Source organism: Liberiplasma polymorphum (assembly GCF_043951795.1).
In the GTDB taxonomy this organism is placed as follows: Bacteria; Bacillota_I; Bacilli_A; order Izemoplasmatales; family Izemoplasmataceae; genus Liberiplasma; species Liberiplasma polymorphum.
Genome location: NZ_JBIOAG010000027.1, coordinates 1 through 14,282, shown reverse-complemented (window position 1 = coordinate 14,282; position 14,282 = coordinate 1). Strand labels below are relative to the sequence as shown.

General features: G+C 31.9%; 10 protein-coding genes. 2 read left to right on the top strand and 8 right to left on the bottom strand.

Annotated elements, in window-relative coordinates; genetic code table 11:
* Nucleotides 1-614: 614 nt before the first annotated feature.
* Nucleotides 615-1,991: an MATE family efflux transporter gene (locus tag ACHAJD_RS07060; RefSeq protein WP_435585157.1), complete on the top strand. Its 1,377-nt coding sequence runs from the start codon at nucleotides 615-617 to the stop codon at nucleotides 1,989-1,991.
* A gap of 6 nt (nucleotides 1,992-1,997) precedes the next feature.
* Here the strand turns inward: ACHAJD_RS07060 and ACHAJD_RS07055 are convergent, their stop codons facing one another.
* The 5 genes from ACHAJD_RS07055 to uvrB form a co-directional block, all read right to left on the bottom strand.
* Nucleotides 1,998-2,786: an Rv2686c family ABC transporter permease subunit gene (locus ACHAJD_RS07055; RefSeq protein WP_435585156.1), complete on the bottom strand. Its 789-nt coding sequence runs from the start codon at nucleotides 2,784-2,786 to the stop codon at nucleotides 1,998-2,000.
* Nucleotides 2,786-3,505 carry an ABC transporter permease gene (locus tag ACHAJD_RS07050; RefSeq protein WP_435585155.1) on the bottom strand — a complete coding sequence of 240 codons (720 nt, stop codon included), beginning with the start codon at nucleotides 3,503-3,505 and terminating at the stop codon, nucleotides 2,786-2,788. The genes ACHAJD_RS07055 and ACHAJD_RS07050 overlap by 1 nt, the downstream gene beginning before the upstream one ends.
* Complete coding sequence (locus ACHAJD_RS07045; protein ID WP_435585154.1) at nucleotides 3,498-4,364, bottom strand: ABC transporter ATP-binding protein; 867 nt, start codon at nucleotides 4,362-4,364, stop codon at nucleotides 3,498-3,500. Before ACHAJD_RS07045 ends, ACHAJD_RS07050 begins: the two co-directional genes overlap by 8 nt.
* Nucleotides 4,345-4,977, bottom strand: coding sequence for a TetR/AcrR family transcriptional regulator (locus tag ACHAJD_RS07040; RefSeq protein WP_435585153.1), 633 nt, complete (start codon nucleotides 4,975-4,977; stop codon nucleotides 4,345-4,347). The genes ACHAJD_RS07045 and ACHAJD_RS07040 overlap by 20 nt, the downstream gene beginning before the upstream one ends.
* Nucleotides 4,978-5,065: 88 nt before the next feature.
* Nucleotides 5,066-7,033: an excinuclease ABC subunit UvrB gene (gene uvrB, locus ACHAJD_RS07035; RefSeq protein WP_435585152.1), complete on the bottom strand. Its 1,968-nt coding sequence runs from the start codon at nucleotides 7,031-7,033 to the stop codon at nucleotides 5,066-5,068.
* 75 nt (nucleotides 7,034-7,108) lie between these two features.
* On the opposite strand from uvrB, the gene ACHAJD_RS07030 reads away from it, so the two are divergent.
* Complete coding sequence (locus ACHAJD_RS07030) at nucleotides 7,109-8,752, top strand: B12-binding domain-containing radical SAM protein (RefSeq protein ID WP_435585151.1); 1,644 nt, start codon at nucleotides 7,109-7,111, stop codon at nucleotides 8,750-8,752.
* A gap of 9 nt (nucleotides 8,753-8,761) precedes the next feature.
* On the opposite strand, the gene ACHAJD_RS07025 is transcribed toward ACHAJD_RS07030, so the two are convergent.
* The 3 genes from ACHAJD_RS07025 to ACHAJD_RS07015 all read right to left on the bottom strand — a co-directional run.
* On the bottom strand, nucleotides 8,762-9,349 hold the full coding sequence (locus tag ACHAJD_RS07025) for a TetR/AcrR family transcriptional regulator (RefSeq protein WP_435585150.1): 588 nt from the start codon (nucleotides 9,347-9,349) through the stop codon (nucleotides 8,762-8,764).
* Nucleotides 9,349-12,657: an efflux RND transporter permease subunit gene (locus tag ACHAJD_RS07020; protein ID WP_435585149.1), complete on the bottom strand. Its 3,309-nt coding sequence runs from the start codon at nucleotides 12,655-12,657 to the stop codon at nucleotides 9,349-9,351. The genes ACHAJD_RS07025 and ACHAJD_RS07020 overlap by 1 nt, the downstream gene beginning before the upstream one ends.
* An 88-nt stretch (nucleotides 12,658-12,745) precedes the next feature.
* Nucleotides 12,746-14,282, bottom strand: a 1,537-nt coding sequence (locus ACHAJD_RS07015) for a DUF4097 family beta strand repeat-containing protein (RefSeq protein WP_435585148.1), incomplete at its 5' end; no start/stop codon positions are given.

Genomic DNA, 14,282 nt, shown 5'->3' with positions numbered 1-14,282 from the left:
ATTATCTACAGGCAGTCTTTTTAAGGGGTTGGTTTTTTTCATAATTTCCCTCCTATTCACAGCCACCGCTAAATGTTAATATCTTTTTGATTTTTTAGATGGCTGTGTTTGATCTTGTTTTAATGCCACTGGTGCGGCTTGGATAAATCCGTTTGAAAAGTAACCGTAATAAACTTTAGACATAAATACTCCTTTCCAATCAAACACGAAGTATATAGTGTTGATTATTTTCTTAAATTTTGTTTTTCTTCTTTACGTAATGATTCTTTTTCAGATTGTACAAATTGATTAAATAATGTTCCAAACATTTCATTCATGTGTTTTTCCTCCTTTTTTAATTGATTTAATTAAGTTATTTATAAGAATAATTAATTTGTTGGTTAATTTTCTTAATTACAACCTCATTTTAAACCATGTTTTTATGAATGTCAACACTAAAATTAATTTTTTTAATTTTTTTTTTAATTTAATTAATTTTATAGTTAATTTAATTAATTTTATTTAGTTGGTACATTACTTTTATTCCGAATATTTTAGATGTGCATATTTAGTTGTGCTTTAAATTGTGCGGTTTATAATAAAGATATGTTCCTAAATTGAAAGATGTGATAGGTATGAGTCAACGTGCGTTTGTATCGAGCGATTTAACAAAAGGGTCAATAAGTGATCATATCAAAGCTATTGCAGCCCCTGCTGCAATCGGTTTTTTATTCAACACTTTGTTTAATGTTGTAGATAGTATTTATGCTGGTAGAGTAGGGACTGATGCTTTAGCAGGTTTAGCTTTGTCGTTCCCGATTTTCTTTTTAGTATTATCTATTTCCTCAGGTATTGGTAATGCAACGAGTGCATTAACTTCTATTGCACTAGGTAAAAAAGATAAAAATGAATTCCACCAACTGTTAACTCATGCTTTAGGGATGGCGGTCTTAATTAGTATCTTTATTGCATTTTTCAGTCGTTCTATTACGGGGTTTCTATTTAGTTTGACAGGTGCAGAAGGCGATAGTTTATCTATAGGCGTCAATTATACAAGTATGATTTTAAATGGGTTTATATTCTTTATGTTTAACTTTATATTAAATGGGTTGCTCTATGCGCAAGGGAACTCAAAACCTTTTAGAAACTACTTAATCTTTGGATTCTTTGCGAATATTGTTTTAAATCCTTTACTCATATTTGGATTTTGGATTGTTCCGTCGTTTGGTGTCATTGGTATCGCAATTGCGACGATTATCGTACAAGCAGGTGGTGTGTTATATTTAGGCTATTATATAATAAGATCAAGTGAGTTTGATTTTAGTCGTTTAAAAAAAGTCAAAGTTAAGCTTTTGACTATAATGGATATATTAAAACAAGGAATTCCTTCTACAATGAGTACTGCAACGATTGCTATTGGCATTTTCATAATTAACTACTTTGTTTTATTATATGGAGGGTCTGAAACCGTAGCGGCTTATGGGGTGTCTTTAAGAATCGAACAGTTAGCTTTAATCCCAACCATTGGATTAAATGTCGCAGCACTTAGTATAGTTGGACAAAATTTTGGGGCGAATCAGTTTGATCGTATTGATGAAGCTCGTAAAAAAACAACGCTATACGGTGTTACGATAATGCTTATAGGGGCAGTTATTATTTTCCCGTTTGCCCCTTATCTTATTAGTTTATTTGATAGTAATCCGTCGGTGGTATCTGCTGGGACAACTTATTTACGTATAGAAACACTCGCTTTTACAACTTATGTCTTTATCAATATTAGCATTTCGGTTTTACAAGGTATCAAAAAACCAGGCTTTGCTATTTACTTAGGTTTATATAGACAAATCTTCCCAATTGTAATTTTTTATACATTAGGAACATTGCTTGGTTGGGGTATTTATGGTGTATGGTGGGGCATTGTTTTCATAAATTGGAGCGCTGTATTTATTGTAGTTTTTTATACAAGTTATCAGTTAAGAAAAATACGCAAAGAAAAAGCAACTCAGGAATGAGTTGCTTTAATTTTGAATCTTACGTTCAAATACTTTGTATGCAGTAACAATTAACACACCCATATAAATGACTCCAATGATAAAATAGCCCCATGTAGGTAAATTGTGACTATGATCTAGTAAGGAAGCTCCAGTCATTAACCCTTTAACTGGCCAAAATATTGGTGTTAACCCTAAGAAGTATTGCTTCCAATCTTGCATGGTATTAATAACAACAAGTGCTGGAAGTAAAGCGATCATACCAGAGGTTTTCATATACGCAAAACCCTCAATTTTGTTTTTTGCTACCGCAGAAAGGAATAACCCAAATAACGGCGTGAATAACCCAGCAATAAACGAATAAACTATAATAAGTCCTAAAGTAAAATCTTTAAATAAATCAACACCCATGAATGTATAAGCATCCCCACTCAAATGTTTAGTAGCAAATATAATCCAAAATGATGCATTTACACTTAATATATAGGCATAAACTGCTTTAAATGTTATATAACCTTTTAGTGATATCGGTGTGACTCTAATCGTGTCTAACGTGTTATCATCTCGGTTATCAAGTAAATTAAATCCTAGTAAAGCCGCTGTTATAAATGGGCCAAGTGCAGCAAATATAATTATCATGACAAGCCCTGCAATTTGTGTACCAGGTGTATCTCCACCAAACTCAGTTAACAATAATGGCATAATATAAGCACCCATCGCAATAACAAGCAACGGATAAACTAACATTACGACTGTAATTTTATCTCTTGAAATGTTTTTAAACTCAAACGATAGCATCTTTATATATTTACGCATTATTCTCTCACCGCCATTTCAGCGTATTTTGGCGCAACAATATATTTTAACAAAACAACTGTTAATCCAAGTAGATAAATAATTCCCCCAATAATTACCCATAACGCAACATCTCCATTAAATGTATATTCAATTAACTTAAGCGATACATGGGTAGGTGATATGAGTAATATGAAATCCCAACTATCAGGTATAATACCAAATGCAGAAAATATACTCGGTATCGCGAATACTATCATATACCCACCAACACTGGCGATAAGTCCATTAAAATCCCTTGAATAGATTGTGAATGTATATCCAATTGCAGTATGAACAAAAGCAATGAGCGCGATAAAGATAAATAGTAATAATAGTTTAATTTCTACTCCGAACACAAAATATGAAAATAGTGCAATGAGTACTGTACTTTGTAGGGCTAAATAAATCGCACTTACGATCTTACTTAATAAGATTGCGTGATAACCTGATGGGGTTATCATTAAGGTTTTTAACGTATTCTCTTGGCGTTCATAGAACAAACTAGCCCCAACTAATAAAACCGTCATCAGTGCTGCATCTGTAAAGATAAATACAGGAATAAATGTAGCTGCGTTTTCTTTACCTATTAAATATATAACTAATACCCATAAAACGGTTACTGCAAAACTAATCTGTAAAATCTTGTACTTAACTAATCTCAGCATTTCTCCTTTAAATAATAGTAAGAAATTATTCATTTACGGTTTCTCCAGTAACTTTAATAAATATGTCATCTAGTGTTGTTTCACCGCTATGAATAGTCTCAATGGTTTTGTTTTTAAGGAGTGCTAAGAATGATGTGTTTTCACCAATTTGATCAAGTTCAAACACTTCTAGTTTTGTTTGGCCATTATTATAGTATTCTACCCTAACTTCTCTGGTGCCGTGTTTAATTTTTAACTCTCTAGGTGTTGATATTTCTACAATTTCACCGTGTCTAATAAATGCCACTTTATCACATAACTCTTCAACATCATTCATTAAATGGGTTGTTAAAAATACCGTACCACCTTTTTGCTTGAATTCACGGATTAAGTCTTTGATAATTCGTGCATTTTTAGGGTCTAATCCATTAGTTACTTCATCTAAGAATAATACTTTAGGATCATTAAGTAAGGCTCTTACAAAATTAAGACGCATTTTCATGCCTTTACTATATTCTGCAACCATGCGATCTTTATCTTCATAAAGACCTACTGCTTTTAATAATTCATCGATATCGTGTTGTTTTTGATAAAGTTGGCTAAAGAATTTCATATTCTCATAACCTGTTAACTTAGAAAAATGTACAGGGAGCTCAAATCCAACCCCCAAATCTTCATAATAACTATTATTATAAGATTTTAAATCTTCACCTAAATATAAAATTTGACCTTCATAGTTTTTAAATAATTTAGTCATAATTTTTTGTGTCGTGCTTTTACCTGCACCACTTGGGCCTAGTAATCCAAATATTTCTCCTTCTAAAACATCAAAGCTAATTCCTTTTACTGCTTCTACGTTGCTTTTGCTGTACTTAAATCTTAAATCCTTTACTTCAAATACTTTCTTTTTCATTATTTAACTCCTTTATTCCGTCTTTTAAAATTTTAACTGAATCTACTGCTATTTTAAGTAGTGCTTCTTTGTCTTTTCCTTTAATAAATTCTTCAACAATATCAACTGAGTTTAACCTATACAAAATACGTGCGACCATTTCAATATTTACATCTTTTCGGATATTCCCTGCTTTTTGATCTATCTTTAATAGTTCGCAATAATAATTCATCGCTAAATCTTCAAATGAAGCCCATAATCGTTCCATTTCGTAACTATGTGATTTATATAAAATTTGTCCGATTTTGAACGCATCAGGATGCTTAAATGCAAATTCAATACCTTGATCGAATAAGTCTACATACAAATCTAGGAAAGGTATTTGACCTATTTTGGATGTAAGTAGCTCTAGATATTTCATTTTTTCACTTTGAATTTCCAAAATAATATAATAGAATGCGTCATACTTATCTTCAAAATATTGGTAAAAGCTCCCACGAGGAATATCACATGCTTTAATGATTGTTGAAACGGTTGTTTGATCATAACCTAGGCTTCCAAAAACATCAATAAGTCCTTTTTTAATTCGTTCTTTTTTTTCATTTTTTAAATTGTTAAAGGTTTCTTTTGGCATAACCATCCTCCTTTACTTAAATTATGACAGTCGTGTCACTAAATGTCAATGTACACTTATGACGCATTTGTCATAATAAAAAAGCTTCCTAAACGGAAGCTCTTAGTTCTAGTATTATATCGCGTAGTTCTGCGGCTTTTTCAAAATCTAAATCTCGTGCAGCCTTACGCATATCTTTAGTTAAATCATCAATTAAATCTTCTTTTTCTTGCCTGCTCATTTCAGATAGTTTTCGTGCTTCTTTATCATCGACAGCTTCTAACTTAACACGTATAGAATCTCTAATTGATTTTTGGATAGTCGTAGGCGTAATGTTGAATTTTTCATTGTGGGCTTGTTGGATCGTTCTACGTCTATTCGTTTCATCAATGGCTATTTGCATTGAATCAGTAATTTTATCTGCATAGAGTGCAACAAGTCCTTCACTGTTTCTAGCTGCTCGACCAATAGTTTGAATTAAACTACGTGCAGAGCGTAAAAAGCCTTCCTTATCTGCATCAAGTATAGCAATAAAAGAAACTTCTGGTAAATCTAGACCTTCTCGTAAAAGATTGATTCCAACTAACACATCATAAACACCTAAACGTAAGTCTCTAATAATCTCAATACGTTCAAGTGATTTTATCTCTGAATGTAAGTAAGCAACTTTTATGCCTAACTCTTTTAAGTAACTAGTTAAATCTTCACTCATTTTTATAGTAAGTGTTGTAATTAATGTACGTTGATTCTTTTGATTACGTTTATATATTTCGGTGACGATATCATCAATTTGGTTTTCTTTAGGTCTAATTTGAACTACCGGGTCAAGTAGGCCAGTTGGTCTTATAATTTGTTCAACAATGTGTGGGGTTTGCGCCATCTCATAATCACCCGGTGTTGCGCTAACATAGACTACTTGTTGAATTTTTTCTTTAAATTCATCAAAGTTTAAAGGTCTATTATCTAATGCACTAGGTAAACGGAATCCATAATCAACTAGTGTTTGCTTACGCGCTTTATCTCCGTTAAACATGCCTCTTACTTGCGGTAATGTCACATGTGATTCATCCACAATAAGTAAATAATCATTCCCAAAAAAATCCATTAAAGTTGAAGGGGTCTCACCGGCATTTCTTAATGATAAATGCCTTGAATAGTTTTCTACACCTTTACAACTTCCGATCTCTTTTAATAGTTCTACATCATAATTAGTACGTTGTTTTAATCTTTCGGCCTCAACAATTTGACCGTTTTCTTTAAAATATTCAAGGCGTTCGCTTAACTCGTCTTCTATACGTTTGATTGCTGTTTCAATTTTATCTTTGTTTGTAACAAACTGCGTTGCAGGAAAAAGGGTAATGACAGAATACTCTTGGATAATTTCTCCCGTAACGATATCAAAAGAGCGAATTCGTTCGATTTCATCATCAAAAAATTCGATTCTTATGGCTTGATCCTTTTGGTAGGTTGGTAATATTTCAACAATATCTCCTTTTACTCTAAAGGTCCCTCTTCCAAAATCAATTTGATTACGTGTAAAAAGCATATCAACTAGTTTATTTAATAATACATCACGGTCAAATTTATCCCCTTGTCTTAAGGTTAAGGTGGCGTTTTTATAATCTTCAGGGTCTCCAATCCCATAAATACATGAAACACTTGCTACAACAATAACATCTTTTCTTTCAAGAAGTGACGCGGTAGCGCTATGGCGCATTTCATCAATTTCATCGTTGATTGAAGAGTCTTTTTCAATATATAAATCTCTACTTGGTACATAGGCCTCAGGTTGATAATAATCATAATAAGAAATAAAATATTCAACTCTATTTTCAGGAAAAAACTCTTTAAATTCAGAATAGAGTTGTCCTGCTAGAGTTTTATTATGTGCAAGTACCAAAATAGGTTTATTAATACCTTCAATGACATTACTCATAGTAAAGGTTTTACCTGTCCCAGTTGCTCCAAGTAAAACTTGCTCTTTTTCACCATTTTGAATGTTTTCAACAATTTTTTTAATCGCTGCTTTTTGGTCACCTTTTGGTTCATACTCTGTATGCAACTTAAATGTTTTCATGGAATCACCACCGATTTAATTTTAACATATACACGTACTTTGTGATACAATTATACTGCTAAAGGATGTGAAAAAATGGATGCTTTATTTATTGCGATAAACGCTAAATATATCCATACTAATAATGCTGTTCGCTTGTTAAAAGCAAATAGTCTTTTTGATATTGATATATTGGATTTTACAATTAAGGATTCCATTGATACTATATACACATCTATTAAAGAATTAAATCCTTCTATTGTTGGTTTTAGTACTTACATCTGGAACGTAGATATGGTAACTAATCTAACTAAATTAATAAAAGAATCTACTAATATAAAAGTTGTTTTAGGTGGTCCTGAAGTTAGTTATGATCCTCTTTATTTTTTAGATACTACTAAAGCTGATGTCGTTGTAAAAGGTGAAGGTGAACATATCATAAATGATATATTGACTTCACTAAAATTGAACTCATCTCTTAAAACAATAAACAATGTTTCTACTTATGAGAACAATGAATTTATTAATAATCCTATCAAAGAGATAGCGGACTTATCTTCTTTGAATAGCCCCTATTACTTTACTGAAGATATTCCACATATTAAAAATAAAATCGCCTATATTGAAACCAGTAGGGGCTGTCCTTATAAGTGTAGTTATTGTTTATCATCTTTAGAAAAAAAGGTGCGCTTTTTTGATATCGAAACTGTTAAAAGAGATATATTATATTTACTTAAAAATGGGGCCAAAACATTTAAGTTTTTAGATAGAACATTTAATGCAAGCAAGCATATTATCCCTATCCTTGATTTTATTATTAAAAACCATATAGAAGGGACCGTCTTTCAGTTTGAAATTACTGGGGATGTTCTAAATCCAAAAGTAATAGACTATATCCATAGTCATGCACCAAAAGGCTTATTTAGGTTTGAAATTGGAATTCAGTCAACCAATGAAGAAACAAACTTACTTGTTGATCGGTTCCAAAATAATGAAATACTCTTTTCTAATATAAATAAAATCCAGGATCAAGATGTAATTGATTTACACCTTGATTTAATAGCTGGTTTACCAAAAGAAGATTTAATCTCATTTAAAAATACATTTAATACGGTTTACTTACTTGGTGCAAAAGAATTACAGCTAGGGTTTTTAAAGATGTTAAGGGGTACTAAAATAAGAAATCAGGCCGCTTTGTATGGCTATCTTTATGATAATGATGCACCCTATGAAATCAAGTCAAACGATGTTTTAAGTGCCCGTGATAAAGAAATAATTAAACAGGTTGAAAAAACACTAAACATTTTTCATAATAAAGGCTTTTTTAACGACTTATTATTTGAAATAATTAAAGAACATTTTTCACCCTTCGACTTTTTTTATCAATTATATATCTATATGAAAACAAATAACGTGCCATTCGTTCGTTACCAAATCGATCAGATTTATCATGTGTTAAGTCGATTCTTACAAAATGAAGGCATAAATGAATCCGTACTAATTCAATTAAAGATCACTTATCTTTTGCGTGCTAAAGTAAAACCAAAGTGTTATTTCGATTTAGTCTTAGATAAAGAGGCTAAAGCCTATTGTTTTGAAAAATTACTTAATACCTATGGAATTCCGATTGATAAACTTTATAAACATACTGTATTATTTGAAGATGAAAGTACTTATCACTGCGCTTATTATCAAAAGCAAACTGCTCATTACTACGCAGTAAAAAAGGGTTGCCATTAGGCACCCTTTTTAATTATTAAGTAATATTAATAAACTATTGTATAAGTCTTCAATAAATTCAGACTCATCAAAAGGCCTCTTAGTGTTAGATACCGTAAGAAAGCTTCCCAAAAACAATGATTCGATGGTCATAGCACGTACATTCTGTTGACTTTGAGTAATAATACCTTCATCAACACCTTTTTGAATAATCGATAAGAAAAATGATTTCGATACACCGTACATTTCTTGTACTTTGCACATGATTTCTTCTTTCATATTTTTGGGGATTGAAACATAATCCACACTATCTGCAATATTTTGCATCATTTGGTTTTTTTTAGCCAAATGAAATGATTTGTTCATGTGTATATGAAAGGCTTCCTTAAAAGAGGTTCCCTCAATATCATTTGTATTAAGCAAATAATTTTTGTTATCTTCAATAAGTAATAAAATTGCTTCTTTAATCATTTCATCTTTACTCGAAAAATATTCATATAAGGTGCTTTTACCCATATCCAGCGCATTTGCAATGTTAGATAAAGTGAGTTGTTGGTCCGATTCTTTTGATAGAAAGTCTAAGACTTTGTATAAAATAACTTCTTTTTTAGCAGTCATTATTTTAATACCTCTTCTATGGTCTTATCAAAACTTTGATTTATTGTTGCTTGGTTTTGAGTTTTAGGGTAGAAAATAGTGAGTAAAATAATTCCAACAAATGCGATACTAGCTATGATTGAAAAGATTGCTTGTGAGAAGAACACCGCATAAATGATTGCCGTTGCAAGTGCTATAAATGCGAATAATCCACCAAATATATATCGACCATGTTTAGTAACAATAAAATACATTATAGGTACGATAAATACTGTTAGGAAGGTTGCATAGATTAATCCTCCAATGGCCGTTAACCCAATCGGTTGAATAAGTTCTGAGCCTTCTCCAATACCAATCGCAATTCCTAGTAGAGCTAATATGGTAGTTAGTGCTGTCATAAATATTGGACGTAATCTAACTTTTCCTGCCTCTACTATAGCCTCAGTTAATTCTAGTCCTGATTCACGTAATTGATTAATATAATCCACTAGCACAATTCCATTATTTACAACGACACCACTTAAGATAATAAGACCAATCACAGCGACAATGCTGACCGGCATACCAAATAGATATAAAATCATAAATCCACCTGTAAAGGCTAATGGTATCGTAATCATGATAATAAACGGATACGTTAAAGATTGGAACTGACTAGACATAATCATATAAACAATTAATATAGCTAAACCACCAGCTAATATAAGGGTATTTAATGCAGAAAGTGTTTCTTCACTTTCACCTAATATTTGATAATCATAGCCACTAGGTGCGTTATAAGCTGCAATTGCAGCTTCTACATCTTGTGCAACTAAAGTAGCATTAAATCCTCTTTCAATTTCAGCGTTAATTGTGATCGCTCTAGAACCATCAATACGTCTAATGGTTGCAAACCCAGGTTGTGTAACAACAGATGCAACTTCACTTAATAACACTGGTTGAGGGTTATTTGGATCTAAAGTTGTTCCTACAATAAGATTTCTAATGACATCAATATCGGGAATATCCACACGTGGTGTGTCACCTTCTTCATAAATGTAAACATGATAACTATTTGAATCAATTCTTACGGTTGCGACTCGTTGAGGGCCTGATAGATATTCTGCAACAACACCCAAGACTTGTCCAACCGTAATAGCGTGTTTAATTGCTTCATCTTTATCAACTGTGATTTTAATTTCTCTTGATTCTCTACCGAATCCAGGGTCAATATCTCTTAAGCCTGGTACAGATGATAAAATGTTTGCAATTTCAGTGGCTTCTTCTCTTAAAGTCGTTAGTTCTGGTCCTTTTAATAATACTTGAATCCCAGACCCAGTCAGTGCTGAAATATCGCCTTGTGTGCCGCTAACTTCAAATACTAGCTCAGGATAATCATTTTCTAATAACTGAATGATTTCATCACTGACTTCATCGGTTCCCAAGACTCTATCTGATTTTAATACAATACTAACATTTGCTCTATCGGTTGAAGTTTGGCCAAAGCCAAACCCACCACCACCTAAAGATATTCCAATGGTTTCAATGTCATCATAAGTACTTAAATCTAAGTATAATCTATCGAGTGTTTCAACAAATTCTGTAAAGTTTAATGGACTTTCTGGGTCCATTTGAATTGACACACTAATTGTACCTTCATCACTAGACGGGAAGAACTCAAATCCTCTACTAGTAGCTAGATATATTGAGCCTACAAATAAACCTAATACTGCAACAAGTGCAATAAGTTTAAATTTTAAAAATTTTAATAGTATGATTTCATAAACATTCTTAATTTTATCTAACAAAGTAGCTTTATCTTTTTTAACTTCTACTTCATTTTCATTTAATACTTTACTTGCAATTGATGGTACTAATGTTAGTGCAATAAATAACGATGCAATTAAACTAAATGAAACAGTCAGTGCAAGTTGATAAAAAATCTCTCTAATAAAGTCTTCAATGAACATAACTGGTAAGAAGACGCCAATGGTTGTTAATGTACTAGCTGTAATAGCACCAGCAACTTGATACGTTCCTGTAAGTGCTGCTTCTTTGTTTGATGCTCCTTGCTTTTTGAGCCTAAAAATATTCTCCATTACGACAATACTATTATCTACTAACATCCCTATTCCAAGAGCTAATCCACCTAAAGAAACTAAGTTAAGTGTAATCCCTGAAAGATAGATAAGTACAATCGCAAATAGTAAACTAATCGGAATAGCCACACCGACAATAAAGGTTACTCTAAAACTTCTTAAGAATACAAGTAGTATAATTATGGCTAATGACCCACCAATAATAATGTTATTAACCACACTACCGGTAGATTGATTAATATATTCTCCTTGATCTAAAAGCATTGTTATATTAATTGCTTCATCATCACCAACAATACTATTAATCGCCTGATTTACAGCATTAGTTACATCTGTAGTTGCAAACTCACTATTTTTTTGAATGGTTATAGTTAGTGCATTCTCACCATTTACTTTTGAATAGGTTTGTTCATTTGCTGGTGCAAATGTAATTTCTGCAACATCACTTAGTCTTAACTGTGACCCTGGAAAACCAAGATCAAATAAAACAAGATTTTGAATTTCTTCTAAACTTGAAATTCCATCACCAACACGAACAAGATAATTAATCCCATCTACGGTCACAAATCCCGCTGGAAAGGCAAAGTTTTGGGCGGTTAGTATGTTTTGAATAAAAGCTTTATCGATTTTAAAATCAATTTCAGCTGGAATAAGTGCATTATAATCATCAATAGCATCTTGATCTAAAATTATTCTAATTTCAGAATCATATCCACCACTAATTGATAAACTAGCTACACCAGGTACACGTTCTAATTGCGGTCTTAACTCTTCATTAACCCAGTTAGTTAATTCTTGTAAGTCTTTTCCTTCATAAGTTACACTAAAGGTCATTATCGGAAGTAAATCCGGATTTAACCGAATAATAATTGGATTACTTGCGCCATCTGGTAAAGAATCTAGAACTAAGTTCATGTTTTCACGTAACTCAATTACCGCTGAATCCATATTGGCAGAGGCATTAAATTCTAATATAATCATTGATACATTTTCACTAGACATTGATGTAACTTGTTTTATATTTGTTGTTGTTTGAAAAACATTTTCTAGTGGTATTGATACTTGTCCTTCAACCTCTTCAGGTGTTGCACCTGGATAAGTCGTTATAACAACGGCAAAGGGTATATTAACGTTCGGAAATAAATCCGTTGTTAATCTTGTGAATGACACAAGTCCAAAAATAGATACTGCAAATACAATCATAAAAATGGTAATAGCTTTTTCAACAGAAAATTGAATAATTGATTTCATCGTCTCACCTCATATAATAAAAACCCGACCGAATGGTCGGTCGGGTTATATTATATCATGTTTTTAAATGATTAATAGGGTTAAACGCTTAATTTTTAGGAACGTTTGAATTCACGCTTCCGTTGGTTGTCGAAGTACTTAAACGATCTAGAACAAATGTTAAATCTGTGTTGTTGTAATTGATATTTCCATTGGTAGTTCTTAACGTAACATCTTTAACATATACCTCACTTAAATCAACGCGCCCATTGGTTGTAGTTGCATTTAATGCTAAGCCATTTTTACTAGTGACATTTAATCTAGTCAAACGAATTTCACCGTTTGTAGATTTTAATGTATAGTTTAACGCTTCTACATCTTCAAATATAATACGTCCGTTTGTTGTTTCTGCTAAAATGGTGCTCGCAGTAACATTAACAAATCTAAATTCACCGTTTGTACTCATTATATCGATTGTTCCTACCACATTCACATTAGTTAAACGAATGAGACCATTTGTGGTTCTTGTAGTTAGTGAATCTACATCAAATCCATTAACATCTAGATAACCATTTGTCCCTTTCATGTCAATGCTTTCAATGATTAAGTCATTTGGAATTTCAATAGTAATTAGCGGTGTTTCTCCAATAAATGCAAACAATAAGCTGAAACTGAACCTTGTTTGAGGTAATTGATTTAGGACTTCAATTACCTTACCTGATTCATCAATACTTATTTCATAAGGATAGTCTTCTAATTGTTCACCATGAATTCTGATGATAGCTGAATTTGTTCTAATAATTTTTACTGCACCATGATCAATATCTGTTTTAATACGCCAAGGTGATTCATCATTAATTGTTTCAGTTAAGTCTACTAATTCTTCAACTTCTACTCTATTTTGATTATAGCGATCAAAGTTAAATCCACCCGTTGTAGTTACAACCATAAATCCACTAAATATAATCATGATAACTACCATAAAACTAACTAAACTTTTCAGTCTTCTTAAAGCAGGATTACGTTTGAAATAGCCTGAAAATTGGAACTTTTTCATTGTCTTTGTTACAGAACTTGCTTTTTTGAATTTAAGTACATCTAGATGCCATCTTACTAACCATGTAAAGAATCCTACAATTAAATCGTAAATCCATAGTAATAATAAGAACCATAGGTAACTTACTCCAATAGCAAGTAAGAATAAGTAAATACTTTCATAACCACCTTCAGTTAATGGATAAATCAAAGTCGCAAACATAAAGCCAATTAATCCGCCACCTAATCCGAAGAATAGTCCAAATAACATTCCGATGATTGCACTTAATAATAAAACATCAAATAGGACTAGCCAAACAACACGCCAAACTGATAAATCGTCATTGTTTTTAATATTTTTTTCATATTTTGGAGTATCTACTGTAGGTGCTTGTTTAATACGAGTAGAATACCCGTATTCTTCTAATACATTTCTTGCAATTTGTCTTGGTGATTCAAGTTCATCTAATATTTCTTCTTCTGATTTACCTTCATACACCATACTTGTATGAAATCGTTCTTCATAAAAACGAAGGATTTCATCACGTTCTTCTTTGTTTAATGCTGCTAAATAACTTTCTAACTCTTTTAAAAATCTCTTTTTCATATCG